This window comes from Allobosea sp. 05L423, assembly GCF_056397745.1.
The window spans coordinates 49,688-75,219 of sequence record NZ_JBFTOA010000020.1 but is presented as its reverse complement, the minus strand read 5'-3'; the positions used below and the strand labels follow the sequence as shown (position 1 = coordinate 75,219).

The following is a 25,532-nucleotide window of genomic DNA, read 5'->3' as shown; positions in this document are numbered from 1 at the left end:
TACATTTGGAGCTAAAATCAATGCCTTCCCGGCACGCTACGGCAGCGCTAGGCTTCCGTCACGCCGCGCCGCCTTGGGCGCGCCGTATCTGCCGGGGCGGGGCATGCAAGCCGATCTGATCATTCGCAACGGCCATGTTGTCAGCATGGACAGCGGTTTCTCGGTCCATGTCGGCGGTGCAGTGGTGATTTCCGGCAATCGGATTGCCGCTGCCGGACCGGCCTCGGTCGCCGAAGGCTTCACAGCCGGGCAAGAGATCGACGCCGAGGGCGGGCTGGTCATCCCCGGCCTGATCAACAGCCATTGTCATTTCGCGATGACGCCGTTTCGTGGCCTCGGCGAGGGCCTGCCGGACCGGTTGGAGCGCTTCATGTGGCCGCTGGAGCGCGACATGGTCGATGGCGATCTGGTCGAGGCGGGGGCGACCCTGGGTGCGATCGAAATGGTCGTCGCCGGCACGACTTGCGTCGTCGACAGCTACACCTATCCCGAGCGACGCGCCCTTGCCGCGGACAAGGTCGGCCTGCGCGCCCTGATCGGCCAGACCATCATGAACCAGCGCACGCCGGATTCGCCCGACTGGCGCGCCGGGCTCCGGCGCGCGGAAGGCTGGCTCGGCGACTGGGCCGGCCATCGCCTCGTCACACCGATCCTCTCGCCGCATTCGCCCTATGCGTTGGATGACGAGGCGCTGGCCGCGATCGTGGGGTTGAGCGATCGGAGCGGCTGCAGCGTCACCATGCACGTCTCCGAATTCGAGTGGGAGGCGCAGCGCCTGCGCGAGAGGCGCGGCCTCACGCCGATCGCTCATCTCGATGCGCTCGGCTTCTCGCATCGCGTGTTCATCGCCGCGCATTGCATCTTCGTCGACGACGACGACATCGCCATCATGGCCAGGGGCGGCATCAGCGTCGCCCACAACATGGTCGCCAACATCAAGGCCGGAAAAGGCGTCGCGCCGGCAGCGAAGCTGCGCCGCGCCGGCGTTGCCGTCGGGCTGGGCACGGATGGGCCGATGAGCGGCAATGGAATCGATACCCTCGGTCAGCTTGGCTATGTCGCCAAGGTCGCCAATCTGATGGCGCTGAACAATGCGGCCATGCCGCCGCGCGACGTGGTCGAGATGGCGACGATCGGCGCGGCGCGGGCAATCGGAATGGCTGACGAGCTCGGCTCCCTCGAGCGAGGCAAGAGGGCCGATATCGCGATCATCCGGACGGATCAGCCGCATATGCAGCCGCTCTACGATGTCTATACCTCGCTCGTCTTCAGCGCGACGACCCGCGATGTTCGTGCCACGATCGTCGACGGTCGCGTCGTTGCCCGTGACGGCGCCCCCCTTCATGCCGATATGGGCGCCGCCGTCGCAGGGGTGCGCGCAGCGGCTGCGCGGCTGGCAGCGCATGTCGGCCTGCCGCCACTTGAGATGAGTGGCGGGCACGCCATTCCGCCCGCACGGCCCTTCCTGTCCTGAGCTAGGGAGCAACGATGAACAGGATCTCCGGTCAACCCATCTTCTGCCCAAGCCGGCGCGAGCTCCTGGGTTCCGGCCTTGCCCTAGCGGGTGGAGGCCTGGGCATTTCGGTCGCTCGCGCCGCCAGCAAGGATGTCGTGAACGCGCAGCTCAGCTGGCGGCTGAGCAACAACCAGCTCGGCGAGATCGCCGCGATGAAGCTCGGTTACTACGACGCCGAGGGCATCGAGCTGAAGATGCAGCCGGGCGGTCCTAGCAATGACGGTGTCGCCATCGTCGCGTCCGGCCGGGCCAATGTCGGACAGCTCTCGTCCTCGCCCTCCCTGCTGCTCGCAGTGTCTCAGGGCATCCCGTTGCGCTGCTTCGCCTCGGCTTTGCAGCGGCACCCGTTCACATTCTTCTCCCTGCCGCGGGCGCCCGTTCGCCGGCCGCAGGATATGGTCGGCAAGCGCGTCGGCATCCAGGCGACGGCGCGACCGCTGCTGCGCGGCATGCTGCTCCGGAACGGCCTGCAGGAAAGCGACGTCAAGATCACCGTGATCGGTGCCGAGCTGACGCCGCTGCTCACCGGGCAGGTCGACGTCGCGACCGGCTGGATGTCGAACGGGCTTGCCGTCGGCCCGGACAGGATCGAACTCGGGCTGTGGGATTGCGGCGTTCGCCTCTACGCACTCCCCTATTATGCGACGGTCGAGACGCTGGCCAAGCACAAGGATGTGCTCGCGCGTTTCGTGCGCGCCAGCTCCAAGGGCTGGGCCTTTGCCTATCAGAATGTCGAGCAGGCCGTCGCCTACCTGCTGGAGAACCAGCCCGAGCTCGACGCTGCCAATGCAATGGCGACCGCAAAATCGCTGATAACCTTCGCCTATGACGAGACGACCCGGACACAGGGCTGGGGAGCGATGTCGCAGAAGCTCTGGCAGGACCAGATCGACCTGTTCCGGGAGCTGGGTGAGTTCACCGCGCGCGTTCCTTCGGCCGACGAGGTGTACACGCCGGACATACTTGCGCTGACGCAAGACTCGCGCCCGCGGCTGGGCTGACCATGGGCAGCACCCCGGACGCGAACATGCGTGCGGCGCTCGAAGCCGCGCGCGAAAGCCCGAACCGGGTGCGCCAGGTCGGTGCCGTCCTTCGGTCAAGCGACGGCACGGTGATCGGCGCGTGCAACACCTTCCCCGCCGGGGTGCAGGATCGACCCGAGCGACACGAGGGGGACGGTCGCTTCGTGTGGATGGAGCACGCCGAGCGCCATGCGATCTTCACCGCCGCACGGCGCGGTATCGCGACGGCGGGAGCTACGCTGACGACGACATTCTTTCCGTGCATCGATTGCGCCCGCGCGATCGTCGATGCCGGCATCATCTGCGTCGAGACGCCGCCGCCCGCATTCGAGGATCCGGTATGGGGGCATGCCTTCGTCCGCTCCGTCGTGATTCTGGAGGAGGGCGGCGTCGCCATACGGCATGTCGACGTCGCTGCAGCCACCGACAGATGAGGGTTCGCCCTGCACACCGCCAAGGCAGTTGCCGCCAGCTTGTGCATGATCTTATTACGGCAACGCGTTGAACGAAATTTTGTGATATCTGAGTACGCCAGATAGTGATCTAGTTCCCCGATAAGGCGGTAACCGCCACATTGAGGGGACTATCATCATGCCGCTCGACAGACGCAATTTCTTGCGTGGCGCCAGTGCCGCCGCCTTCTCCGCTCCGTTGCTCTCGATCGAAGCCGAAGCCCAAGGCAACGCGATCGTCAATATGCAGCTCGGCTGGATCGCAGGCGGCAATCAGATCGGCGAGGTCTGTGCCAAGGCGCTTGGTTACTACGATGCCGAAGGCATCGATATGCGCATCCAGCCCGGCGGGCCGAATGTCGATGGCGTCGCCGTCGTCGCCAGCGGGCGTTTCGAGGTCGGCCAGGTGTCGTCGAGCCCCTCGCTGATGCTGGCCGCCTCGCAGGATGTCCCGGTCGTCTGCTTTGCAGCCGGCTGCCAGAAGCACCCTTACACCTTCTATTCACTGAAGAAGAATCCGGTGCGCGAGCCGAAGGACTTCATCGGCAAGAAGGTCGGCATCCAGTCGACGGGTATCATCCTGCTGCGCGCGCTCCTGGCTCATAACAAGATACCGGAGAAGGACGTCACCATCGTCCCGATCGGCGCGGAAATGACCCCGCTGTTGACCGGGCAGGTCGATGTCGTGACCGGCTGGGAGACGAACACCACCGCGCTCAAGGTCCTCGGCGCCGACCGGGTTGGGATGTCGCTCTGGGATGCCGGGGTGAAGCTCTACGCACTGCCCTACTATGCCACCGCCGATACGGTGAAGACAAAGAGCGATTTGCTGGCAAAGTATTTGCGCGCGACCGCCAAAGGCTGGGCCTATGCCTACGAAAATCGCGATCAGGCGGTTGCGCTGCTGGTCAAGGAATACCCCAATCTGGTCGCAGCGGACGAGCGGGTGGCTCTCGACGTGATGCTGTCCTTCTCCTTCGGTCCCCAGACCAAGGCGGAAGGTTGGGGGACCATGGACCCAATCGTCTGGCAACAGCAGATCGACCTCTATGCGGCTCTGGGGCAGTTCGCCAAGCGCACCCCCAAGCTTTCGGAGGTTATGACGGCCGACGTCCTCAGGATGACAGCCGATACGCGGCCGCGGATCGGCTGATCCGATGGCCGCGCTCGCCACGATGGAACCGCGCCAGACCGATGCATCGCGCCCGGCCGGGAGCACCGCGGTCGGCTGTCACAACCTCTCGGTGCGCTTCGTCACCGAGCGGCGCACCGTTACCGCGCTGGAGAATGTCAGCTTCTCAGTCGAGAGCGGCGGCTTCCTGAGCCTGCTCGGCCCCTCCGGCTGCGGCAAGTCGACCTTGCTGCGGGTGGTGGCCGATCTGATCCCGCCCAGCTCGGGCCAGATCACGGTCTTGGGCCAGACCCCGCAACAGGCGCGGCTCCAGCGCGCGCTCGGCTTCGTCTTCCAGGATGCCGCCCTGCTGCCCTGGCGGACGGCCTTGCAGAATGTCGAGCTCTCGCTCGAGGTCGGCGGGCGGCCGCCCCTGCCTCCGGGCATGCCGACCCCGCGCGAATTGCTCAAGCTGGTCGGACTGGAGGGTTGGGAAGGCAGCTTTCCGCACGAATTGTCCGGCGGCATGCGCCAGCGGGTTTCGATCGCCCGCGCGTTGCTCGGCGGACCGCGGCTCCTGCTGATGGACGAGCCCTTCGGCGCACTCGACGAGATCACGCGCGATCGTTTGAATGAGGAGCTGCGCCGCATCTGGCGCGAGACCGGCACGACGATCCTCTTCGTCACGCATTCGGTCTATGAGGCGCTCTTCCTCGGCGAGCAGGTCCTGGTGCTCGCCGCCAATCCCGGCCGCGTCGCGTCCCTGGTCGATATCGACCTCCCGCGGGACCGTACGCTCGCGATCCGCGAGACGCCGGAATTCATGCGCACTGCCACAGTCCTACGCGCAGCGCTGGGAGGCACGGAATGACGCTTGCCACCGCGATTTCGCACGAAGAAACCATTTCCGATGCCGAGGAGAGCTTCCGCCGGGCACGGCGCCACGCGCAACTGCGCCGGCGCATCCTGCCCTTCGTCGGCATCGCCATCTTCCTCGGTATCTGGGCCGCGCTGGTCTACCTGTTCAAGGTTCCACCGTTCGTCGCGCCTTCGCCGCTGCTGGTGGCGCAGACGCTCGTCGGCAAGGGCGGCATCCTGTTGTCGAACCTTGTTCCGACCGCGATCGAGGCCCTCTCCGGCTTTCTGCTCGGCAACATCGTCGCGATCGTCATCGCGACCGCCTTCGTTCATAAAAAGACGCTCGAGGAAACCTTCTTCCCGACGGTGGTGCTGATCAACACCATTCCCGTCGTGGCCAAGGCACCGATCCTGGTGCTGCTCCTCGGCAACGGCATGGAACCCAAAATCGCCATTGCGGCTCTGATCTGCTTCTTCCCAACGCTGGTGAACATGGTGCGCGGGCTCGAGGCGGTGAATCCGCAGGCGATGGAGCTGATGCGCGTGCTCTCGGCCTCGAAGCGCGAAGTCTTCTTCAAGCTCCGGCTCTACAACTCGCTGCCCTATCTGTTCTCCGCGCTCAAGATTTCGGCCTCGACCTCGGTCGTGGGTGCGATCGTCGGCGAATGGATCGGCTCTAATGTCGGCATCGGCGCGCTGATCATCCAGGCGACCTACAGCTTCGACTCGGCTCTGCTCTACGCGACCGTCATCGTCGCTTCCTGCTTCTCGATGCTGTTCTTCCTGACCGTGACCCTGCTGGAGCGCCTGATCGTGCGCTGGCAGCCGGCCAACGCGCACTGACGCTCCGGCCCAAACGTGGAGAGGCTCATGACTCCGACCACCATCGCAGATCCGGGCGGCCCCGTCCCCGTCGTCGCCAAGACCGACGTGCTCGTCGTGGGCGGCGGGCCGGCAGGCATGGCCGCCGCGATCGGCGCCCGCCGCGAGGGCTGCGCCGTCACCATGGTCGAGCGCTATCCCTATCTCGGAGGCCTCGCCTCCGGCGGCATGGTGCTGGTGCTCGACGACATGCACAACGGCGACGAGGTCACCGTGCAGGGCGTCTGCATGGAAATGATCGAACGCATGGCGGCGCGCGGCGCCTGTGTCTATCCGCCGCCCGAGGAGCGCCGCCAGGATTGGGCGATGCACCGCAAATGGGCGCGCTGGGGAGCGCATGATTTCCGCGCCCAGACCAAGCCGCAACCGATCGTCATGGCCGCTGCCTTCGATCCCGATGGCTGGAAGCGCGCCGCCAACGAGATGGTGACCGAGGCGAAGCTCGATGTGCGCCTTCATTCCTGGTTCTCGCGCACGCTGGTCGAGAACGGCAAGGTCACGGGCATCGTCTGCGAGACCAAGTCCGGGCGACAGGCGATCCTGGCCGATGCCGTCGTCGACGCCTCCGGCGATCTCGACGTTGCCGCCTCGGCCGGCGCGGCCCACGAAAAGGGCTCCTTCATCGTCACGACCGTGTTCCGGCTCGGCGGGGTCGATACCGACGAAGCCGAGCGCTTCCAGCATGACGAGCCCGACGCCTTCGCCGCCATCGACCGGCAGGCCAAGCGCATCATGGGCGGCTCCTGGGACATGTGGTGGCTTAAGACACCGCTGCCCGGAGTCGTCTGGTGCAACTGCCCCCATATGGCCGGGTTCGACGCGCTCGCCGTCGAGGACCTGACCCGTGCCGATTTCGAGGGCCGCAACAAGCTCTACGCCCTCGTCGATTATGTCCGTGAGCACATGCCCGGCTTCCGCAGCTGCTTCGTCGTCGACGTCGCGCCCCAGCTCGGCGTGCGCCAGACCCGGCTGCTGCAAGGCGAATACGTGGTGAGCAAGCGCGACGTCCTCGACCGGGTCCATTTCGCGGACACGGTGGCCCGCGGCCGCGACTACTACACACCCTATCGCTCCATGCTGCCGCGCGGCCTCGACGGGCTCGTCGTTGCCGGGCGGCATTATTCCGCGACGGAACAGGCCCAGAAGATGTCGCGCGAGATTCCGCCTTGCATGGCGATGGGCCAGTCGGCCGGCGTCGCCGCCGCCTTGGCCGTCGCCAGCGGGCGCCGCCTGCGCGATGTCGCCGCGCAGGAAATCTGCAAGCGCGTGCGCGCCCAGGGGGGGGATCCCGGCGACATCCCCTCCGAAAACGCCACCATCCTGGAGAATGCCGCGTGACCAACCCCGCCGAACTGCCGCTCGCCGGCATCAAGGTCGTCGACTTCACCCAGGTGATGATGGGGCCGGTCGCGACGCAGGTGCTTGGCGACTATGGGGCCGACGTCATCAAGGTCGAGCGCCCGCCTTACGGCGATCTCTCGCGCACGTCCTTTCCCAACGACCCCGCCGGCCTGCAGGGCCCGGTCTTCTGCTCGCTCAACCGCAACAAGCGCTCGATCGTGCTGGACCTGCGCAAGCAGGAGGCGAAGGACGCCGTATTGCGGCTGATCGACGAGGCGGATGTCGTCGTCAACAATTTCCGCGCCGGTGTGATGGACCGGATGGGTTTCTCCTACGAGGCGCTTGCCGCGCGCAACCCGCGGCTGATCTATGCGGTCGGCACCGGCTTCGGCCTCACCGGCCCCTATGCCCACAAGGGCGGCCAGGACGTGCTGGCCCAGGCGCTCTCGGGCGTGATGTTCCGGCGCGCCAATGCCGATCAGCCGCTGGCCGTGCTCTCGACCACCTTCGCCGATTATTCGGCCGGCATGCACATGGTCCAGGGTATCCTGCTTGCACTGCTGCAGCGCCACAAGACCGGCAAGGGACAGCGCATCAGCGTCTCGCTTTTCGATTCGATGCTGGCGGCGCAGACGCAGGAGGCAGCCGCGCAGCTGATGCGCGGACGCGAGGTGAATTGGGGGGCGATGCCGCTCACCGGCGTCTTCGAGACCGAGGACGGAGCCCTCGTCATGGTCGGCGCCTTCAAGGCTGATCCGCTCGGTGACATCGCCGCCGCGCTCGACCTGCCGACGCTGAAGGGCGATCCGCGCTTTGCTGGCCATGAGCTGCAGGTCGCCAACAAATCGGCCTTGCAGGCGATCTTCGCAGAGCGCTTTGCGGCGCAGACCACCGCCTACTGGCTGGAGCGGCTCGAGCGACAAGACCTCCTGTGCGCGCCTGTGCGCCAGCTCTCCGAAGCCCTCGACGACGAGCAGACCCGCGTGAACGGGATGATCCTCGAGGCTGACGGGCCGAGCGAGCGCGTGCGTGTGGTCGGCTCGCCGATCCATATGGAGGCTGCGCCGGTGACGATCCGCGTTGTTCCTGCCGGCCTCGGGCAACATACCGACGAAATCCTGGGCGAGCTCGGGCTGTCGGCTTTCGGAAAGGTGGCCTGATGCCGGTCAGCTTTTCGGTCGAGGATCACGTAGCCCGGGTCACCATCGACCGGCCGGAGGTTCTGAACGCGCTCGACCAGGTGGCCGAGGCCGAGATGGAGGCGATCTGGCAGCGCATCGAGGCCGATCGCTCGGTGCGCGTGGCGGTGCTGACAGGCGCCGGCGACCGCGCCTTCTGCACCGGCGCGGACATGCGCAATGTCGATCCCGAGCTGACCGGCCTCGCCTATTGGGCGGCCGCACGACCGGCGGGCTTCGGCGGCATTGCGTTGCGCCAGACACTCGACATCCCGGTTATCGCGCGCGTCAACGGTCATGCGGTCGGTGGCGGTTTCGAAATGGTTCTAGGCTGCGATCTCGTCGTTGCGGCCGAGCATGCGAGCTTCGGGTTGACCGAGCCGCGCGTCGGCCGCTTGCCGCTCGACGGCGGCATGGTGCTGCTGCAGCGCCAGATCGCCCATCGCCACGCGCTCGGCATGCTGCTGACCGGGCGCCGGATCAAGGCGCAGGAAGCGCTCGGCTTCGGCCTCGTCAACGAGGTTGCAGCCAAGGAGGAACTCGACGCCGCGGTCGATCGCTGGGTGCAGGATATCCTCGCCTGCGCGCCCCTTTCGCTGCGCGCGATCAAGCAGGTCGCGCGCCGGACAGCCCATCTTTCGCCGACGGAGGCGCAGGCGCAGCGCCTGCCGGCCCTGGTCGCGGCTCTACAATCGGCGGATTCGGACGAAGGCGTCCGCGCCTTCCGGGAGAAGCGAAAGCCCGTCTGGCAGGGTCGCTGAACCGGGAGGTCCGCCATGCCCTTTGTCATCACGGACGCCTGCATCGACATCAAGGACAAGGCTTGCCTGACAGCCTGTCCAGTCGACTGCATCTACGAAGGCGGCCGCACGCTCTATATCCAGCCGGACGAGTGCATCGATTGCGGCCTGTGCGAGACGGTCTGCCCGGTTGCGGCTATCCACGCCGATGACCGGCTGCCGCCCGGGCTTGCCGAATGGCCGGCGGTCAATCGCGAATTCTTCGGACCGGAGGTGACAGGCTGGGGCAAGCCCGGCGGCGCCGACTTGTCTTTGACGACGACGCGCGATCATCCCACGGTGGCGGCCTGGCCGAGGAAGGCCGCAAGCTGAGGATGCCCGGTCATGCATGCCGCTGCCCTGTTCTATTTCCGGGAGGTCGCGCGGCTGGGTTCGATCCGCCGCGCAGCAGCCCAGCTGAATGTCGCGGCGAGTGCGATCAACCGCCAGATTCTGAAACTCGAGGACGAGTTCGGCGGCCCCCTCTTCGACCGACTTCCGGCCGGAATGCGCCTGACGGTGGCAGGTACGTTGCTTCTGCAGCACGTTACCTCGACGATCGAAGCCTATGGGCAGGTTCGCGCGGCGATCGACGATCTTCGCGAAGCACGTTCGGGCCACGTCACGATCGCGGCGCTCGATTCGCTTCTGGTTGACTTCCTGCCGCGGGCATTGGCGCGGTTCGGGCGCGACTTTCCCGCGATCAACCACACCGTGCTCGCCACGCCGCCGGCCGAGATCGCAGGCATGGTCAGCAGCGGCGCCGTCGATATTGGTCTGACCTTTATCAGTCCGCTGTCGACCGCGAACGTCAATTTCATTGCAGAAGTTCCCGCGCCGATCGGGGTGGTCATGCCGGTTGATCATCCGCTGACCGCGCGCCTGAGCGTCAGCTTCGAGGAGGCTCTGTCCTATCCCGTGCTCGACCAGACCGGACCGTTGCCGCGCGGCGCCGACACCGACGCCGATTTCAGTCAGTTCAAGGCGATGCTCAAACCGAAGATCACCTCGAACTCGATTCAGATGATCCGAATCTGCATCGAGCTCGGACTCGGTATCGCCTTTTTCACCCGACTCGGCTTCCTGAAGGAAATCGAACAGGGCAAGATCGCATGGCGCCCTCTGTCTTCCCCCGGCGTGAACATGCTGCGCATCGGCATCATTACGGCAACCCACCGTTCGTTGTCGCCTCCAGCCGCCCAGCTCTCCAAGAGCTTGATGAACGATCTTCGGCAGCTCACGAACCACTGAGTTCAGGGGCGAGATGGAGGTGGTTGGCGCCAGGGCGCCAGGGCCCAAACTGATGACCCGTAGCTGACGGCGGCAGCGACGCAGACGGCGGCGAGACAGTTGACGGCGCGGAGCCATCCTTCACGTCCGTCCAGGGCTTCTTGCGTCGCTAAAAATATGTCGATAAGTCTCGACATATGGAAAGTAAGCAAATCGTCCTCGCCCTGGCCGCGCTGGCTCAAAGCACCCGCCTTGACGTCTTCCGCTTGCTGGTGACCGCGGAGCCCGAGGGGCTGCCTGCCGGCGAGGTCGCCCGCCAGCTCGACGTTCCCCACAACACGATGTCCTCCCATCTGAGCATCCTCAGCCGGGCGGGTCTCGTCCGTTCCGAGCGGTTCAGTCGTTCTATCGTCTACCGCGCGGACCTCGACGCCCTTCGTGCGGTGCTCGCGTTCGTTCTCAAGGATTGCTGCGGCGGTCGCCCGGAGATCTGTGCGCCGCTTCTCGCCGAACTCAGCCCCTGCTGCCCGCCGAAGGTTACGACCGATGCCTGATCGCGTCCGCAACGTGCCGTTTATCCGCACGCACAATTCCGCTCGCCGGGAGGTGGCGTGATGGACGTCGTCATCTATCACAATCCAGCCTGTGGGACGTCTCGGAACACGCTGGGCTTGATCCGCAATGCGGGCGTCGAGCCGCACGTCATCGAATATCTGAAGACGCCGCCGATGCGGACGCTGCTCAAGCAGCTTCTCGACCGTGCGGGGCTGACCGTCCGGGAAATTCTGCGCGAGAAGGGTACGCCCTTCGCCGAGCTTGGCCTCGGCGATCCGGCCCTTTCCGACGAGGCCCTGCTCGATGCGATCGAAGCCCATCCCATCCTGATCAACCGGCCGCTGGTGGTGTCACCCAAGGGCGTGCGGCTGTGCCGCCCGTCCGAGGCCGTTATGGCCCTGCTGCCGCCCCAGCGCGGCGAGTTCCGCAAGGAGGACGGCGAGCTGGTCGTCGATGCCTGCGGTCGCCCCGTCGCGCTCGCCTGAGGTCATCATGTCCACCTTCGAACGCTACCTCACAGTGTGGGTCGCGCTGTGTATCGTCGTCGGTATCGCATTGGGGCACATCATGCCCGGCGTATTCCAGGCCATCGGTTCGGCCGAGATCGCCAAGGTCAACCTTCCGGTCGCGGTGCTGATCTGGCTGATGGTCATCCCGATGCTGCTGAAAATCGATTTTGCCGCGCTGGGGCAGGTCGGCCGGCACTGGCGCGGGATCGGCGTCACGCTCTTCATCAACTGGGCGGTAAAGCCGTTCTCGATGGCGGCGCTGGGCTGGATCTTCATCGCCTGGCTGTTCCGGCCGTGGCTGCCTGCCGATCAGATCGACAGCTACATCGCTGGCCTCATCATCCTGGCGGCAGCGCCGTGCACCGCCATGGTCTTCGTCTGGTCGAACCTGACCAAGGGCGAACCGCATTTCACACTGAGCCAGGTCGCGCTCAACGACGCGATCATGGTCATCGCCTTCGCGCCGATCGTCGGCCTGCTGCTGGGCTTGTCGGCGATCACCGTACCATGGGGAACGCTCATTCTCTCGGTCGTCCTCTACATCGTCATTCCCGTGATCGTCGCGCAGGTCGTCCGCAGCCGCGTTCTGGCAAACGGCGGTCAGGCCACACTCGATAGGCTGCTCGGTCGCCTGGGGCCGATTTCCCTGGTTGCTCTGCTCGCCACCCTCGTCCTGCTCTTCGGCTTCCAGGGCAAACAGATCCTCGCCCAGCCGATGGTGATCGCGCTGCTGGCGGTGCCTGTCCTGATTCAGGTCTACCTCAATGCCGGGTTGGCCTACCTCCTGAACCGGATAGCCGGCGAGCAGCACTGCGTTGCGGGGCCGTCCGCGCTGATCGGTGCCTCAAACTTCTTCGAGCTCGCCGTCGCCGCCGCGATCAGCCTGTTCGGGTTCAATTCCGGGGCCGCGCTCGCCACGGTTGTCGGCGTCCTGATCGAGGTCCCGGTCATGCTGACCGTCGTCTGGATCGTGAATCGGTCGAAGGGCTGGTACGAACGCGGCGTTTCGAGCGATCAGCTCCTGCCAACTCGGCGCGGCGCGCCGTAGGCTTCCTTCGCCCTGCGGCGCGCCGTGAGCTCGCCGTGAAAAGCACCGCCACGTCGGTTCATGGGCCTGATCTAGATGACGGCCCAACCGCGCGTCGAAGGCTCGTGCTCATGAAATCTCTCCGCGATCAATCGACCGCATTCGGCGGCTGTGCATGCGGCGGCACGCGGGGCGGCGTCATCGGTCGGGGAGGCGCCGAGTTCCAGTTGCCTCGCCTCATCGGGGCATTCGGCTTTCGCGCCCTCAATGCCGTCATTCCTGCAAGGCGCAGAGCTTGATCGTGGTGGCGACCGCTCTGCTGTTCCGGGCGGACACCGTTGCGTTCGTTGGTCGCGATGGTTCGACATTCGCCGGTCCTCATCCAGCCCGAGAACGACTGAAGCAGGACTTCAAGCCCAACAGCAACGCCGACGTCTTCAACACAATCGGTTCATTTCGGACTTTGACAACATCCGCTCCCGGGTGTTCTGGTGGCGAGCGATCCGACGGGTAAAAGTGGCCTTTTCTCTGGGTCCGGAAAGTTGGCTTTCGGGCAAGCTAGCTCGCGAGTTGGCTAAGGGACGACAAGGCCCTTTCCCGCGTCGAGAAAGCACGAAACGCAAAAGGGGGATCACGATGACACTCATCGGCTCAAGGTTGTGCGGGCTTACCTTGATGATGATGCTCGGACTTGGCGGCGGCTTGGCTGAAGCCGCCGATCTGTCGCCCCCGGTGCCGGCCGAGAAGCTGGTGCCGCCCCCGGCATGGACCTTCCGGTTCACGCCCTATGGCTGGCTCACATCGCTCAACGGCAACCAGACCGTGAAAGGGCGAAACGTGAAGGTCGATGCCAGCTTCGTTGATGTCATCGATGCCACACTCGGAGAGGGCGGAACCCTGATCGGCCTGATGGGCGATCTGGAGGCCCGCTACGGTCGGTTCTCTCTCTACGGCAATGTCGTCTGGTCCAAGATCGGTGTCGACCGCAGCGGCGCCACGACGCGCAGCGCCGCGCCCGGGATCGTGGGTGCGGTCGGCGCAGCTGCCGACGTCAAAGTCTCGATGGGAATCATCGAAGCGGGGGCGACCTATGAGGTGGCGCGCTTCGGATCGGTCAGCTTCGACGTCCTGGCCGGTGCGCGCTACTGGTATCAGCGGGCCAATCTGTCCTTCGATCTCGCCACGACGGTCGACATCGGCGATCTCAGTTTCGGCCGCAACGTGGCGGTCGCCCGCTCCGGCACTGTCGACTGGCTCGACGGCTTCGCCGGGGCGCGCATGCGGGTCGCGGTCGCGCCCGGTCAGGAACTCTTCCTGCGCGGCGACATCGGCGGGGGCGGCAGCAAGTTTTCGTGGCAGGGCATCGCCGGCTACGGCTTCGACTTCGCCGAGAAAAACGGCATCACCTATTCGGGCGTCATCGGTTACCGGGCGCTCTATGTCGACTATTCGCAAGGGGAAGGACGGCGGCGTTATGCCTTCGATATGCTTCAGCACGGACCGGTCGTCGGGCTGAGCCTGCGGTTCTAGGGCCCGAACTCACCGCCGGTAGCTGACGGCGACGGCGAGACAGTCGACGGCGCGGTGGTCGCGGCGGGTCCCGATGCGCCTGAAGTCCTTGAGACGGCAGCACATGCGCTTGATGGCGTTGCGATCCAGGCAGAGCACGGGCGAGAAGCGGGTTCCTCCAGTGCCGGTCGGTCTTGGGCAGGGTGTTGGGCATTGTGCCGTTCTCCTCGACCGGGCGGCGGATGGCGTCGCTGTCGGAGCACCCGCCAAAGAAAAGCCGCGTGGAGCGGGATGCTTCGGCTATGACGATGAACTGGAACGAGGCTTGCCGCGACAAACGGAAAAATCGCGGGAGGTACCGTCTTGGATCAGACAGAGTTCCGTTGCGAGACTTGCTGGTCGCCACATGTTTCAATCCCGGACGACCTCAAGCCGGAGAGCCAGGTTCTCTGCGGTAGCTGTGGCGCCGCTATTGCCAAGTGGTCGGATTTCCGCGGGTCCATTTCACTGGTCGTGACCAATCAGGTGCGTGTTCCGCCGGCTACGGAATTGGTCCGGATGGTTGGCTGATCGACCATGAAAAAACTCATTCCGGCCCGTCTGAAGAAGCGCCTCCACGGGGTTTTCCTCGTCACGATCATGGTCCTCGGCGGCGCGCTGACGGTGGCTTGGTTCCTGTTCCTTGGCTGTGTGGCCTGGGAGATGCTGAGCTGGGCCCAATCGATCAGCGGAGCCTGAAGCCGCCTCTAAGCTATTGATAGAGAAAGCGTGATCCGACCAGATCGCCTGGCACTCGGTCGGCTTACGCAACCGAAGATCCTCCAGGCGCGAAAAAACCGCCTAGGTGGGCTGATCGGTCGGACTATCGGAGGGCAGCCGAAGCTGCCCGGTGAGGACGACTTCGAATTGAGCGCTCCTGGCGTGCGTGTTAGCGTGCCAACTGCTCAGCTACAGGTTAGCCGGTGCGCCATGTATCAATTTTCGGCAGACGAATCCGAACTCGGCTGGTTCCTGAATTTCATCGCCTGGTGGTGTTCTCTCTTCGACTCTCAGGATATCGCAATAATAAAGACCGCTGCGGCGGTGGTGATCGCGGGCATACTTCTGTTGATCGGCGCCTTCATGATTAAATTACTGGGCATGATCGTTATGCGGGTATTCCGAATGTGACCGGCCTCGTGCCGATCACTATGAAGGCCTTGCCGAAAGGCGTCAGGGTGTCATGGCCGACGCTTGCCGCCGATAAACGGAGAGGCTCGAGCGTCGCTGCTATTCATGGGCTACCGGCGTCGTCGTAAGGCCGAAGCGCGAATCGGAGATTGGCCGTAGCGACGCCCTAAACGGCTCGAAATGTTCTCCATGGCCGAGAATGGACTCGCCCGGAGCGCCACGCTCAGAAGCAGTTTACGTTTTGGCCCTTCATCGTGCAGGTGCTCGTAATTCGCTCCTCGGCAGGAGGCGGCTCAAAGCTTCCTGCTGATCGAGGCACATAAGTCTGCCCGTCGCTTTGCATCGGATCGACGCCTGTCGACTCCGATACTCCGCCGAAGGCAGCGCATCCCGTGAGGAACAGACAGCATGCAGCCGCGAGAAACTTCTTCATACCGAGTGCTCCTTGTTGAAGCCGATCCTGCCGCGATGCGGGAGTGAAGTCACGGCTTCTTCTGGCGGCTATCTCTCTGACCCTGTCCTGACCGGCGGTACAAGCCCGCGGAGCAGCGGAGCGGAAGGGGCCTTTTGGTTAGCCCCTTCGACGCATAGTCGCGATGCCCAAACTGGGGATGGTCGGCCAGGGCGCCGGGTCGCTACCTTGTTGCGTCGCACAAATTTAGACGCGGCGCACAACAGGCTTTCGAATCCATCATGGCTAAACGAAACAGCGGATCTGTCCGGCGCCGGAAGGCATCTGTGCAGCGCAAGCAATGGAAAGCGGTTGTTTCAGCCTGGCAGCAGGGTGAACTCGACTGGCAACCCGCTTGGGGCCCCCCGCCAACCGATCCGGCTTGCCTTTGCCCGCAGGCTGTTCTGGCCGAGCTTGGCGTGGCATCTAAAGCAGCAGCCTGAGGCCAACATCGGCACATTGTGCGAGCAAGGGCGGCCTGCTCGACCCGTTGCAGCATCCCTAAAGCGAGGCCCCCTGCACGGGGAGCCGTGGCTCGCCAGCACCTCTCTTTTTCACGCTATCTGCGATGGTCTGTAGCGAGCCGTCGGGCAGGGGGCGCCGAGGTCTTTCGCCTCCGCGCGCTAGCTCGCAGGTATCGCTTTCGGCGGGGCCTGTCCCTGGCCAGCCGCGTAGCTCCTGCTCGCGGCTTTCGGTTCGGATCCAAATCTTCCTGGCGAGCCATCGTAGCCGTCTCTCCAGGCATTGCCGCATCAGTGATCAACGTCATGAGCTCTGTTGGGTATGACCCCTGGGAATGAGCCGTCTCGACGCTCCACCATGGGCGCGAGCCCAACGGCTCGTCTACGCGCATGCGCTGTGCAACAGCCTGCTTCCGATCATCACCGTGGCGGGGCTCCATTTCGGGCAAACCGCCGAGCCGGCTCCCGCGCGTTACGATTCGCGCAGCCTCAACGCGCGCGAAGGCCGCCGATGAGCGTGCCGGCGATATACGAAGGAATGCCAGAGGTTTGCTTTCGATGGGGCGTGATTTCCATGCCATCGAGTTCCCCGCCTTGCACGTTAGGTTCATTATAGCGGATAGGTGTGGGCGCCCTCCGGATTGCTTTTGTTCGTAGATATAAACAAAGTACTCATCTAAAGCGTTCAGTAATGAAGCGTAAATGACGCTCTATTCGGCCTTCATCGCCTCTATACCGAAAATTTCGGCGAGCTAAAATGCTGATTGACAATCCACCCGGTCGATGGGCCAATTCCGGTATATCGGAATAGCAAACACGTAGAAATTGCCTTTGCGATAGGTGGGGCCGGATGAATTACCGCTGGGACTGGTCGGTCCTGATACGGGAGCCTTTTGTCGATTGGCTGTGGAGCGGTCTGCTCCTGACTCTGGCGATCAGCATCATGAGCTGGGCCGTCGCGCTGGCGATTGGCATCGTCGCCGGCGTCGCCCGCAGCGCCCCGTCGCCGGTGGCTCGCTTGCTGGCCGGCATCTACATCGACGTGTTTCGCAGCGTGCCGCCGCTGGTCCAGCTGTTCCTGTGGTACTTCGTCCTGCCCGAGATCGTTCCCGACGCGGTCGGCCTGTGGTTGAAGCGTGATCTGCCCTATCCGGAGATCGTCACCGCGGTGATCGCGATCGGCCTGTTCGCCGGCGCGCGCGTGGCCGAGCAGGTTCGCGCAGGCATCGAGGCCGTCGGTGCGCCGCTGTTGCCGGCGGCTCTCGCGACCGGTCTGCGCCCGATGCAGGCCTATCGGCTGATCGCGCTGCCGCTCGGCCTGCGCGCCATCGTCGGGCCTCTGACTTCGGAATTCCTGATCACGATCAAACTGTCGTCGCTCAGCCTGACGATCGGCGTGCTCGAACTGACCGCGCAGAGCCGCCATGTCGAGAACTACACCTTCCAGGGCTTCGAGGCCTTCACCTTCGCGACCATTGGCTATCTCGTCATCGGCCTGTGCGCGACCGGACTCATGCGCCTCATCGATAATCGAATCGGCGGTGCCGCGTTGCGAAAGGCCACGGCGTGAGCGATTTCGACTGGGGGGTGATCGCCCGATCATACGGTTTCCTCGCGGAGGGCATGGCGCTCAGCGCGCTGCTGGTGCTGGTCGCGACGCTGGGCGGGCTCGTCGTCGGTTTTGGGCTGGCGCTGATGCGGCTGTCGAAGCATCGGCTGATTTCCGTCCCCGCGGCCAGCTACGTCACGGTGATGCGCTCGTTGCCGCTGGTGCTGGTGCTGTTCTGGTTCTATTTCCTGATGCCGCTCGCCATTGGCCGGCCGGTCGGCTCGCTCACCTCGGCGCTGATCGCCTTCGTCCTGTTCGAGGCGGCGTTCTATTGCGAGATCATCCGCGCCGGAATCGGCAGCGTCCGCAAGGGCCAGAGCGATGCGGGGCTGGCGACTGGATTGCGCCGCTGGCAGGTTCTGCGGCTGATCGTGATGCCGCAGGCGATGCGGGCCATGGGGCCGCTGATCCTCAATCAGATCGTGATCGTCTTCCAGGATACGTCGCTGGTCTATGTCGTGTCGCTGCACGACTTCCTTACCGCCGCGAGCGTCGTCGCCTCGCGCGACGGGCGCGCGACCGAGATGTATTCGCTGGTTGCCGTCGTCTATCTGGTGATCTGCCTGTCGATCACGAAGGTTGCCGAGTTCTACAGGAGGAGGCGTCCGTCATGATCGTTCTGGACGACGTGCATAAGTTCTATGGCTCGCAGCAGATCCTCCGCGGTTGTTCGGCCGAAATTCGTCTCGGCGAGGTCGTGGTGGTCTGCGGGCCTTCGGGTTCCGGCAAGAGCACGCTGATCAAGTGCATCAATGGCCTGGTGCCTTTCGAACAGGGCACGATCACCGTCGACGGCGTCTCGGTCTCGTCGCCGAAAACGGATCTCCCGGCCCTGCGCTCGCGGATCGGCATGGTCTTCCAGAGTTTCGAGCTCTACCCGCACATGACCGCGCTGCAAAACGTCAGCCTGGCGCAGGTCCATGTGCTCGGGCGCTCGCAGAAGGAGGCCGACGCGCGTTCCGAAAAAATCCTGACGCGGGTCGGGCTCGGCGGCAAGCTCGGCAACCGCTCGTCTCAACTCTCCGGCGGGCAGCAGCAGCGCGTGTCGATCGCTCGCGCGCTGGCGATGAATCCGCAGGCGATGCTGTTCGACGAGCCGACCTCGGCGCTTGATCCCGAGATGATCAACGAGGTGCTGGAGGTCATGCAGGAACTCGCCCTCGAGGGTATGACCATGATCGTCGTCACCCATGAGATGGGCTTCGCCCAGCGTGTCGCGGATCGCGTTCTGTTCATGGATCGCGGAGAGATCGTCGAGGATACGCCCAAGGACCAGTTCTTCACTTCGCCTTCCTCGGAGCGGGCGAAGCAATTCCTGAAGCAGGTCCTGACGCACTGAGGGGCCAATGAACGAGCTGAACGCCCCTCAGATCGGCCCGCTTCTCCAACGCCAACGCAAGGAGCGGGGTCTGACGTTGCAGCAGCTCTCCGCGCTATCGGGCGTTTCAAAATCGATGCTGTCGCAGATCGAGCGGGGGGAGGCCAATCCGACCTTTGCCGTGCTCTGGAGCCTGACGCGCGGACTGGGGATCGACTTCGTTGCGTTGCTGGGAGAGAGGCAGGCGACGGCGGGCGCCGACAACGCCATCGAGATGCTGTCACTGGAGCGCACGCCGACGATCCGCAGTGCCGACAGTTCCTGCCAGTTGCGCATCCTGAGTCCACCCAGCCTATCCGGCGATATCGAATGGTACGATGTCGAGATCGCGGCTGGCGGATGCCTCGACAGTTCGCCTCATGCTCCAGGAGCCGTCGAGCATTTCACGGCGCTCTCCGGCGAGTTCGTGATCGCCAGCGGGAGTTCCCGCCACCTGCTCAGGCAAGGTGAGACGGCGCGATATCCGGTCGATGTGGTGCATTCCATCAGCAATCCGCTGGAGAAGTCGTCGCGCGGCCTGATGGTGCTGCTCTATCGCAAGTCGTCGAAGGGGCGAAATGCCCTTTAAGACGCGAATATATCCGGGTTTCAGTTTCTCCGAAGCGGCGGGCCTCATTTTTGGCGGGCTGCCGTTCCTAGCAGAAGAGGCGATTTCATATGCGCGTTAGTATCTTGGGTGCGGGGGCGGCTGCCTGCGGTGCCGCCGCCCAGCTATCGGTCATGGGGCATGATCCGATGCTCTGGTCGCCGTCAGGTCGGAGCACGGAGGCGCTTGCAGCCGGCGCGCCGCTGCGCGCAACGGCCGCGATCGAAACCAGCTTCCACCCGCGCATCGCTGGCAATGCCGCGGACGCCGTCGCCACTGYCGACGTCGTGATGCTCGCGATGCCGGGCTACGCCCACAAGATGGCGTTCGATGCGATCGCGCCTCATCTGAGGGAAGGGCAGCCCGTCATCATCAGCTCGCATGCCTCTTTCGGTGCGCTGTATCTTTCGCGATTGCTGGCAGCCCGAAAGATCCACGCCCCGATCATCGCATGGGGCACGACGCTGACGACCGGCCGCAAGGTTTCGCCGACCGAGGTCGCCGTGAATTCGCTGCGTTCGAAGATCGATCTCGCGACGGTGCCGCAGGACGCGTCGGCCGAAGCGCTGGCGCTGTGCACGTCTCTGTTCGGCGAGCGTTTCGTCCTCCGCGAAGGGCTGCTTGCGATCGCGCTGAGCAATCTCAACCCTCAGAACCATCTCGCGATTGCTCTGTTCAACCTGACCCGGATGGAGCGCGGCGAGAGCTGGGGCCAGGCGGAGAATGTCACGCCCGCGGTTGGGCGCGTGATGGAAGCGCTCGATGCCGAGCGGCTCGCCATTGCCGAAGCATTTGGCGTTTCGGTCAGGACGATCCACGAGCATTATGCCTATTCCTACCAGCTCCCGGTCGCCAGCATCGCGGAGATGAACGCCGAGCTGCACGGCCGCGGGAAGGGCGGTTTCGGCCCTGCGACGTTGGAGAGCCGCTATGTTCTCGAAGATGCGCCTTACGGATTGTTGCCGACCGTGCTGCTCGGACGGCTCATCGGGCGGCCGGCGACGTTGCACGAGGCGGGACTGACCCTGCTGTCGGCCGCTTATGGGCGCGACTTCACCCGCGAGAACGAACTGCTGCCCGCGCTCGGCTTCGACGTGATGACACGCGAGGAACTGGCCGCGCGGGCGAAGGACGGATTCTAGATACCGTCCTCCATCGAGGGCGGGCACCAGGCGAGCGATCGCAAAACGGGAGAGAGCTTATGAGATTCCATCTTTTCGCAGCTGCAGGCGCATTTCTGGCCCTGAATCTGGCGAGTTCAGCGGCCGGGGCCCAGGAGGTCGACGCGATCGTCAAGAAATTGCGCGACACCCAGACCATCACCATGGGCGTGCGCGAGGCGCTGTTTCCGTTCAGCTATCTCGACGACAACAAGAACCCGACGGGCTACGCGGTTGAGTTCTGCAAGCGCATCATCGACGACATCAAGACCGAGCTGAACCTGCCGGAGATCAAGATCAAATACGTGCCGATGACGATCCAGAATCGCCAGGCACTCGTCGCCAACGGAACGATCGATCTCGAATGCGAGGGAACGGTCAACACCTTCGGCCGCAACAAGCAGGTCGATTTCTCGTCGGTCAGCCACGTCTCGGCGAGCCAGCTCCTGGTTCTCAAGAGCTCGGGCATCAGGAACTATGACGACCTCAACGGAAAGATCGTCGCTGTGGCGACGGGCGGCACCAGCGAACCCGATCTCAAGAAGCTCGTGGCCGAGCGCAAGCTCAACCTGCGCGTCATCAATGTCGATGACCATGCCGCCGCCTTGATCGCTGTCGAAACCCGCAGGGCCGATGCCTATTTCAGCGACAACGGGGCGTTCTACGGGCTGATCAAGCAGTCGAAGAAGCCAGATGCGCTGGAGATCGTCGGCGACGAATATGGTTACGCGCCGCAGGGCTTCATGGTGCCCAAGCTCAATCCGACCATCCTCTGGATCGTCAATCACACGATGGGCAAGATGTTCAAGTCGGGCGAGGCCGAGGCCTTGTACATGAAGTGGTTCGGGCCGCTGGGGGCCCATGTCGGCCCGAAGCTGAAGGCGGCCTGGGCGACGCAATCCTACGCCGAGTGAACGCGACCGTCGCCGGATAGAAGCCTAACCCGCCATGGTCCGCATGGCCGGCTAGGCTGCCGAATTCGGCGGCGCCGTCGCTCTCGGGACCTCAGAACAGCAGGGCATCGACATCATCGGAAGCCGGCTCCGCCGTCGATACTTGCGCCGCCGCGTCCCAGACGGGCTCTATCACTCCACAATGGATCGTCCGTTCGATCGCCATCGTGTAATGCGGCCACACGGTGCCGTTCAGCCAGCCCCGCACGAGCTCGTTCATTTCAGCGGGAACGGCGGGCTTGTCGGAGGCCATCGCTGCAACCGCATGTGCGGCCGCCCCGATGGCTTCTCCCGTCGCGGCCGCGCCAGAGAAGCCGAGCCGGGCCTGATCGACGACCTTGCCGAAGGCCGCGCCTTCGCGCATCAGGCGGCTCAGCTCCAAAGCCAGCTCCGAGGCCGTCTCCTGCACGACGATGAGCGCGGTGCTCATCTCGCGATCGAGCGCGCCGAAATGTGCTGCATCGAGGCGATCCTGGCGTTTCAGCTCGCCGGCGGCCCGCTGCATCTGCTCGAAGATCGCCGGCAGGCGACTGGAGACGCTGGCGACGAGGTCGGCGGCGAGTTTCAGCTCGTGCGCGATGATGACCAGACTGCGGCCGTTGCTGCCGACGCGCGCGGCGCGCAGGCTGGCATTCGTACCGATGAGCACGATATTCGAGACGGTCGTGGCAAGCGCGTCGACTGTCTGCTGGGAAGTGTCGAGCAGCGCGGTCAACGCCTGTGCGACCTGATCGGCGCCGGCGCGGGCGCTGTTGCACTTGCCCAGAAGCGCCGACGCGTGGCCGAGATCGGCCCCGAGCTGCGCCATGAAGGAGCCGGTATCCGCGCCGCCCGCCCCGTAGAGCGACCGGACGAGGTCGACAAGATCCATGGTTTCGTCACGCAAGAGCAGCAGGTTCTGCTCGATCAGCTCGGCGTCCTCGCCGAGAGTGGCGGCGCTCGCCTCGAGCTGTGCCGCCTCGATCCTGAGCAGCAGGTCGCGGGCGTGGGACAGGGCCTCCGTCGGCAGCCCGTCGGCGGGGCGGCCGTCCTCCAGGGTCTCCGCCAAGTGCAGCCCCGCGGTCGCGTGCTCAAGCCGTTGACGGATGCTATCGCCGGATTGCAAGGCGACGATCGCCATCCCGGCCGCCATGGCGATCTTGCCGGAGCGCGCCGCCGCTTCGCTCGCGAGCGTCATGCCGCTGCGCTGCCGATCCTCGACCTCGGCCAGCGTGAGCGAGAGCTTGTCGGAGAGCGACGAGAGCGCAGCGCCATATTGCGTCTCGAATTCGCGCTGGGAAGCCAGCGCCGTGGCCAGCAACGCGCTCATCCGGTCGTGTTCGCGCGCGCAGGCCTCGATCGTACGCTGGGCCTGGGTCGTCAGCTCGAAGATCTCGTTGGCGAAGTCGCCGAAGTCGCGCCCCACACCCTGAATCGAGATCGACTCGATGCGGGCGTAATGGGCGATGATCGTGATCAGCCGGATATGCTCGACCAGCTTCTCCCAAGTCTGGCCGGCGGCGGCGCTATGTACGGCAATGTCGACCAGGGAGCGCGTCTCCTCGGCCAGCGTCTGCCGCAGCGGGCGCAGATCGTCGGCGAGGCGTGCAAGCGCGGCGCCCGCCGTGATGATCCTGTCGCCGGAGAGACGGCCGGAGAGGGCGCTCAACCGTTCCTGCAAGGTGTCGAAGAGGTTCAGTCCCTTCCCGAGATCGCGGCCCGCAACCGCGAAGGTCGCATCGACCGAGCCGGCGTGATCCTCCAATGACCTGATCAGCCGCATCAGACGTTCTGTTGGAGCGTTCATCGCATCCTCACGCATGCCGCTATGCGGGACCGGCGGCGTTCACCGCCTGCGGCCACGCCATGATCTCCTGCGCGATGAGCGGGAGGCGCACGACGCGCTCGGCCGCGCCGAACTCGATCGCCTCCTTCGGCATGCCGAAAACGACCGAGCTCTCCTCATCCTGGGCCAGCGTCCGCGCCCCGGCTTTGCGCATTTCCAGGAGACCGCGTGCGCCGTCGTCGCCCATGCCCGTCATGATGATGCCAAGCGCGTTGCCGCCGGCGTACTGCGCCGCCGAGCGGAACAGCACGTCCACGGATGGGCGGTGACGCGAGACGTGCGGACCGTCCTTGATCGCGACGCGATAATGCTGCCCCACCCGCTGCAGCAGCATGTGGCGATTGCCGGGCGCGATCAGAACGCGGCCGATCTTCATCTCGTCGCCGTCTTCTGCTTCCTTGATCTCCATGGCGCAGATGCCGTCGAGCCGGCGCGCGAAGGCGGCCGTGAACTTCTCCGGCATGTGCTGGACGACGGCAATGCCGGGGCAATTGGCCGGCAGCGCCTCCAGCACTTCGCGCAACGTCTCGGTGCCGCCGGTGGAGATCCCGATGCAGGCGATGCGATCCGTGCGCGCATGGAACCGGCCGGAAAGCGGCGGCGGCATGATGACGTCGGCGGTGAGCTTCGCTTCGATCTGCATGACCGGCCGTGCGGCCCGAGGCCGCGGCTTGGCCTGCGCGGCGGCATGGACCGCATGGCGCAGCCGGTCGGCGGTCTCCAGCAGCGCGTTGCGGGTATCGATCCGCGGCTTGGCCAGCACCTCGACGGCCCCGCTTTCCAGCGCCTCGAACAGGGTGGGCGAGCCGGTGCCGGTCAGGGTCGAGCAGATGATCACCGGGATCGGCCGCTGCGCCATGATCTTGCGCAGGAAGGTCAGGCCATCCATCCCCGGCATCTCGATGTCGAGGATCAGCACGTCCGGCACTTCGTTCTGCATGCGCCTGGTCGCCGCGTAGACATCGCCGGCCGTGCCCATCACCTCGATGCCGGGCGATTGCGACAGGATCGAGCTCAGCACCTGCCGCACCGAGGCGGAATCGTCGACGACGAGGACACGTATGGGCTTGCGCGTCATGCTGCGCTCCTCCCGAGGGCGGCCGGTTTCGCCTGGTAGACGGTCGGCGCGACCGAGTGGAGGCCGGGCACCCCGGCTCCCGCCATGGATTCGGAATGCCCCAGCAGGAGATAGCCTCCGGGACGCAGATGGGACACCAGTCGCGACAGCACTTCGGCCTGGGTCCGGCGGCCGAAGTAGATCAGCACGTTGCGGCAGAAGATGACATCGATGTCGCGATCGAAGGGGTAGGCTTCGTCCATCAGGTTCAGATGCTCGAAGCGGGCCCTGCGACGCAGCTCGGGAGCGATCCGCACCGTGTCCTGCGCCGGGTTGCGGGCCCGCATGAGATAGCGCTGCTGCAGTGGGGCCGGGATCGGCGAGACAAAGGAGGTCGGATAGATGGCGGTGCGTGCGGCGGCGAGAACCTGCGTCGAGATGTCGGTGCCGAGGATGGAAAAGCTCAGTTCGCCAGAGCTTCCGCGCGTGGCATTCGCGAGGTCCTGCAGCAGCATCGCGATGGTATAGGCCTCGGCGCCGATCGAGCAGGCAGCGCTCCAAATCTTGAGCCTGGTCGGACGGGGGCCGTGCAGGCGCCGGAGTGCGGGCACCGCGGTGTCGCACAGGAACGTGAAATGATTTGGCTCGCGGAAGAAGTCGGTCTTGTTCGTACTGACGCAGTCGATCAGGTGCACGTATTCCTTGTCCAGGCCGCCGCGTTCGAACAGCAGGTGCCCATAGTCCGCAAGGCTGCTCAGGCCGAGCGCGCGGACCCGCTTGCGCAGGCGACCTTCGACCATCGTGCGCTTGGTGCGCGGGAGCTTGATGCCGGCATTGCGCTCGACGAGGCTCGCGATGGCATTGAAATGCCGCTCCTTGAGATGGTCGCCCATGGGCTCTGTCGTCGCCGGGG

27 protein-coding genes are annotated in these 25,532 nt (G+C 64.9%); 24 read left to right on the top strand and 3 right to left on the bottom strand.

The window, feature by feature from the left end; translation table 11 throughout:
• The first annotated feature begins 103 nt into the window (after positions 1–103).
• The 24 genes from AC1DNE_RS26270 to AC1DNE_RS26155 all read left to right on the top strand — a co-directional run bounded on the left by AC1DNE_RS26270 (position 104) and on the right by AC1DNE_RS26155 (position 21,698).
• Positions 104–1,474, top strand: a complete 1,371-nt coding sequence (locus AC1DNE_RS26270) for an amidohydrolase (RefSeq protein ID WP_476765253.1) — start codon at positions 104–106, stop codon at positions 1,472–1,474.
• Between the two features lie 14 nt (positions 1,475–1,488).
• Positions 1,489–2,517 (top strand): ABC transporter substrate-binding protein, encoded by a 1,029-nt coding sequence (locus tag AC1DNE_RS26265; protein WP_476765252.1) that lies wholly within the window; start codon positions 1,489–1,491, stop codon positions 2,515–2,517.
• 2 nt (positions 2,518–2,519) lie between these two features.
• On the top strand, positions 2,520–2,972 hold the full coding sequence (locus tag AC1DNE_RS26260) for a deaminase (protein WP_476803680.1): 453 nt from the start codon (positions 2,520–2,522) through the stop codon (positions 2,970–2,972).
• Between the two features lie 157 nt (positions 2,973–3,129).
• Complete coding sequence (locus tag AC1DNE_RS26255; RefSeq protein WP_441469041.1) at positions 3,130–4,143, top strand: ABC transporter substrate-binding protein; 1,014 nt, start codon at positions 3,130–3,132, stop codon at positions 4,141–4,143.
• Positions 4,144–4,147: 4 nt separating this feature from the next.
• Positions 4,148–4,972 (top strand): ABC transporter ATP-binding protein, encoded by an 825-nt coding sequence (locus AC1DNE_RS26250; protein ID WP_441469040.1) that lies wholly within the window; start codon positions 4,148–4,150, stop codon positions 4,970–4,972.
• Positions 4,969–5,802 carry an ABC transporter permease gene (locus AC1DNE_RS26245; RefSeq protein WP_441469039.1) on the top strand — a complete coding sequence of 278 codons (834 nt, stop codon included), beginning with the start codon at positions 4,969–4,971 and terminating at the stop codon, positions 5,800–5,802. The genes AC1DNE_RS26250 and AC1DNE_RS26245 overlap by 4 nt, the downstream gene beginning before the upstream one ends.
• A gap of 27 nt (positions 5,803–5,829) precedes the next feature.
• Positions 5,830–7,179 (top strand): FAD-dependent oxidoreductase, encoded by a 1,350-nt coding sequence (locus AC1DNE_RS26240; RefSeq protein ID WP_441469038.1) that lies wholly within the window; start codon positions 5,830–5,832, stop codon positions 7,177–7,179.
• Positions 7,176–8,342 (top strand): CaiB/BaiF CoA transferase family protein, encoded by a 1,167-nt coding sequence (locus AC1DNE_RS26235; protein ID WP_441469037.1) that lies wholly within the window; start codon positions 7,176–7,178, stop codon positions 8,340–8,342. The genes AC1DNE_RS26240 and AC1DNE_RS26235 overlap by 4 nt, the downstream gene beginning before the upstream one ends.
• On the top strand, positions 8,342–9,121 hold the full coding sequence (locus AC1DNE_RS26230) for an enoyl-CoA hydratase-related protein (RefSeq protein ID WP_441469036.1): 780 nt from the start codon (positions 8,342–8,344) through the stop codon (positions 9,119–9,121). The genes AC1DNE_RS26235 and AC1DNE_RS26230 overlap by 1 nt, the downstream gene beginning before the upstream one ends.
• Positions 9,122–9,136: 15 nt before the next feature.
• Positions 9,137–9,472 carry a ferredoxin gene (fdxA, locus tag AC1DNE_RS26225; protein WP_441469035.1) on the top strand — a complete coding sequence of 112 codons (336 nt, stop codon included), beginning with the start codon at positions 9,137–9,139 and terminating at the stop codon, positions 9,470–9,472.
• A 12-nt stretch (positions 9,473–9,484) separates the two neighbouring features.
• Positions 9,485–10,390 (top strand): LysR family transcriptional regulator, encoded by a 906-nt coding sequence (locus tag AC1DNE_RS26220; protein WP_441469034.1) that lies wholly within the window; start codon positions 9,485–9,487, stop codon positions 10,388–10,390.
• 176 nt (positions 10,391–10,566) lie between these two features.
• On the top strand, positions 10,567–10,923 hold the full coding sequence (locus AC1DNE_RS26215; protein ID WP_441469033.1) for an ArsR/SmtB family transcription factor: 357 nt from the start codon (positions 10,567–10,569) through the stop codon (positions 10,921–10,923).
• 60 nt (positions 10,924–10,983) lie between these two features.
• Positions 10,984–11,409, top strand: coding sequence for an arsenate reductase (glutaredoxin) (gene arsC / locus AC1DNE_RS26210; RefSeq protein ID WP_441469032.1), 426 nt, complete (start codon positions 10,984–10,986; stop codon positions 11,407–11,409).
• 7 nt (positions 11,410–11,416) lie between these two features.
• Positions 11,417–12,481, top strand: coding sequence for an ACR3 family arsenite efflux transporter (gene arsB, locus AC1DNE_RS26205; RefSeq protein ID WP_441469031.1), 1,065 nt, complete (start codon positions 11,417–11,419; stop codon positions 12,479–12,481).
• Positions 12,482–13,096: 615 nt separating this feature from the next.
• Complete coding sequence (locus AC1DNE_RS26200) at positions 13,097–13,990, top strand: hypothetical protein (RefSeq protein ID WP_476841273.1); 894 nt, start codon at positions 13,097–13,099, stop codon at positions 13,988–13,990.
• Between the two features lie 555 nt (positions 13,991–14,545).
• A complete protein-coding gene (locus AC1DNE_RS26195) occupies positions 14,546–14,707 on the top strand; it encodes a hypothetical protein (RefSeq protein WP_441469029.1) in 162 nt (53 codons plus the stop codon).
• 30 nt (positions 14,708–14,737) lie between these two features.
• Positions 14,738–15,139 (top strand): hypothetical protein, encoded by a 402-nt coding sequence (locus tag AC1DNE_RS26190; RefSeq protein WP_441469028.1) that lies wholly within the window; start codon positions 14,738–14,740, stop codon positions 15,137–15,139.
• A 1,247-nt stretch (positions 15,140–16,386) separates the two neighbouring features.
• Positions 16,387–16,566, top strand: coding sequence for a hypothetical protein (locus AC1DNE_RS26185; protein ID WP_441469027.1), 180 nt, complete (start codon positions 16,387–16,389; stop codon positions 16,564–16,566).
• 335 nt (positions 16,567–16,901) lie between these two features.
• On the top strand, positions 16,902–17,621 hold the full coding sequence (locus AC1DNE_RS26180) for an amino acid ABC transporter permease (RefSeq protein WP_441469026.1): 720 nt from the start codon (positions 16,902–16,904) through the stop codon (positions 17,619–17,621).
• A complete protein-coding gene (locus AC1DNE_RS26175) occupies positions 17,618–18,274 on the top strand; it encodes an amino acid ABC transporter permease (protein ID WP_441469025.1) in 657 nt (218 codons plus the stop codon). Before AC1DNE_RS26180 ends, AC1DNE_RS26175 begins: the two co-directional genes overlap by 4 nt.
• Positions 18,271–18,999 (top strand): amino acid ABC transporter ATP-binding protein, encoded by a 729-nt coding sequence (locus AC1DNE_RS26170; protein ID WP_476765249.1) that lies wholly within the window; start codon positions 18,271–18,273, stop codon positions 18,997–18,999. The genes AC1DNE_RS26175 and AC1DNE_RS26170 overlap by 4 nt, the downstream gene beginning before the upstream one ends.
• Positions 19,000–19,006: 7 nt before the next feature.
• Positions 19,007–19,606 (top strand): helix-turn-helix domain-containing protein, encoded by a 600-nt coding sequence (locus AC1DNE_RS26165; protein ID WP_441469023.1) that lies wholly within the window; start codon positions 19,007–19,009, stop codon positions 19,604–19,606.
• A gap of 89 nt (positions 19,607–19,695) precedes the next feature.
• Positions 19,696–20,766 (top strand): NAD/NADP octopine/nopaline dehydrogenase family protein, encoded by a 1,071-nt coding sequence (locus AC1DNE_RS26160; protein ID WP_476841272.1) that lies wholly within the window; start codon positions 19,696–19,698, stop codon positions 20,764–20,766.
• A 59-nt stretch (positions 20,767–20,825) separates the two neighbouring features.
• Positions 20,826–21,698 carry an amino acid ABC transporter substrate-binding protein gene (locus AC1DNE_RS26155; RefSeq protein WP_441469021.1) on the top strand — a complete coding sequence of 291 codons (873 nt, stop codon included), beginning with the start codon at positions 20,826–20,828 and terminating at the stop codon, positions 21,696–21,698.
• Positions 21,699–21,789: 91 nt separating this feature from the next.
• Here the strand turns inward: AC1DNE_RS26155 and AC1DNE_RS26150 are convergent, their stop codons facing one another.
• From AC1DNE_RS26150 to AC1DNE_RS26140, 3 genes are read right to left on the bottom strand one after another with little or no spacing between them, the layout of a single operon-like run.
• Positions 21,790–23,523 (bottom strand): hypothetical protein, encoded by a 1,734-nt coding sequence (locus AC1DNE_RS26150; protein ID WP_476765247.1) that lies wholly within the window; start codon positions 23,521–23,523, stop codon positions 21,790–21,792.
• A gap of 19 nt (positions 23,524–23,542) precedes the next feature.
• Entirely contained in the window at positions 23,543–24,640 is a 1,098-nt protein-coding gene (locus AC1DNE_RS26145; protein ID WP_476765246.1) for a protein-glutamate methylesterase/protein-glutamine glutaminase, read from the bottom strand.
• Positions 24,637–25,512, bottom strand: a complete 876-nt coding sequence (locus tag AC1DNE_RS26140; protein WP_476841271.1) for a CheR family methyltransferase — start codon at positions 25,510–25,512, stop codon at positions 24,637–24,639. Before AC1DNE_RS26140 ends, AC1DNE_RS26145 begins: the two co-directional genes overlap by 4 nt.
• Positions 25,513–25,532 lie beyond the last annotated feature (20 nt).

Bases quoted from the DNA above. Each gene is read 5' to 3' on its own strand.
- AC1DNE_RS26270 (WP_476765253.1), top strand. From the start codon at position 104: ATGCAAGCCGATCTGATCATTCGCAACGGCCATGTTGTCAGCATGGAC.
- AC1DNE_RS26265 (WP_476765252.1), top strand. From the start codon at position 1,489: ATGAACAGGATCTCCGGTCAACCCATCTTCTGCCCAAGCCGGCGCGAG.
- AC1DNE_RS26260 (WP_476803680.1), top strand. From the start codon at position 2,520: ATGGGCAGCACCCCGGACGCGAACATGCGTGCGGCGCTCGAAGCCGCG.
- AC1DNE_RS26255 (WP_441469041.1), top strand. From the start codon at position 3,130: ATGCCGCTCGACAGACGCAATTTCTTGCGTGGCGCCAGTGCCGCCGCC.
- AC1DNE_RS26250 (WP_441469040.1), top strand. From the start codon at position 4,148: ATGGCCGCGCTCGCCACGATGGAACCGCGCCAGACCGATGCATCGCGC.
- AC1DNE_RS26245 (WP_441469039.1), top strand. From the start codon at position 4,969: ATGACGCTTGCCACCGCGATTTCGCACGAAGAAACCATTTCCGATGCC.
- AC1DNE_RS26240 (WP_441469038.1), top strand. From the start codon at position 5,830: ATGACTCCGACCACCATCGCAGATCCGGGCGGCCCCGTCCCCGTCGTC.
- AC1DNE_RS26230 (WP_441469036.1), top strand. From the start codon at position 8,342: ATGCCGGTCAGCTTTTCGGTCGAGGATCACGTAGCCCGGGTCACCATC.
- fdxA (WP_441469035.1), top strand. From the start codon at position 9,137: ATGCCCTTTGTCATCACGGACGCCTGCATCGACATCAAGGACAAGGCT.
- AC1DNE_RS26220 (WP_441469034.1), top strand. From the start codon at position 9,485: ATGCATGCCGCTGCCCTGTTCTATTTCCGGGAGGTCGCGCGGCTGGGT.
- AC1DNE_RS26215 (WP_441469033.1), top strand. From the start codon at position 10,567: ATGGAAAGTAAGCAAATCGTCCTCGCCCTGGCCGCGCTGGCTCAAAGC.
- arsC (WP_441469032.1), top strand. From the start codon at position 10,984: ATGGACGTCGTCATCTATCACAATCCAGCCTGTGGGACGTCTCGGAAC.
- arsB (WP_441469031.1), top strand. From the start codon at position 11,417: ATGTCCACCTTCGAACGCTACCTCACAGTGTGGGTCGCGCTGTGTATC.
- AC1DNE_RS26200 (WP_476841273.1), top strand. From the start codon at position 13,097: ATGACACTCATCGGCTCAAGGTTGTGCGGGCTTACCTTGATGATGATG.
- AC1DNE_RS26195 (WP_441469029.1), top strand. From the start codon at position 14,546: ATGAAAAAACTCATTCCGGCCCGTCTGAAGAAGCGCCTCCACGGGGTT.
- AC1DNE_RS26185 (WP_441469027.1), top strand. From the start codon at position 16,387: ATGAGCCGTCTCGACGCTCCACCATGGGCGCGAGCCCAACGGCTCGTC.
- AC1DNE_RS26180 (WP_441469026.1), top strand. From the start codon at position 16,902: ATGAATTACCGCTGGGACTGGTCGGTCCTGATACGGGAGCCTTTTGTC.
- AC1DNE_RS26170 (WP_476765249.1), top strand. From the start codon at position 18,271: ATGATCGTTCTGGACGACGTGCATAAGTTCTATGGCTCGCAGCAGATC.
- AC1DNE_RS26165 (WP_441469023.1), top strand. From the start codon at position 19,007: ATGAACGAGCTGAACGCCCCTCAGATCGGCCCGCTTCTCCAACGCCAA.
- AC1DNE_RS26155 (WP_441469021.1), top strand. From the start codon at position 20,826: ATGAGATTCCATCTTTTCGCAGCTGCAGGCGCATTTCTGGCCCTGAAT.
- AC1DNE_RS26150 (WP_476765247.1), bottom strand. From the start codon at position 23,523: ATGAACGCTCCAACAGAACGTCTGATGCGGCTGATCAGGTCATTGGAG.
- AC1DNE_RS26145 (WP_476765246.1), bottom strand. From the start codon at position 24,640: ATGACGCGCAAGCCCATACGTGTCCTCGTCGTCGACGATTCCGCCTCG.
- AC1DNE_RS26140 (WP_476841271.1), bottom strand. From the start codon at position 25,512: ATGGGCGACCATCTCAAGGAGCGGCATTTCAATGCCATCGCGAGCCTC.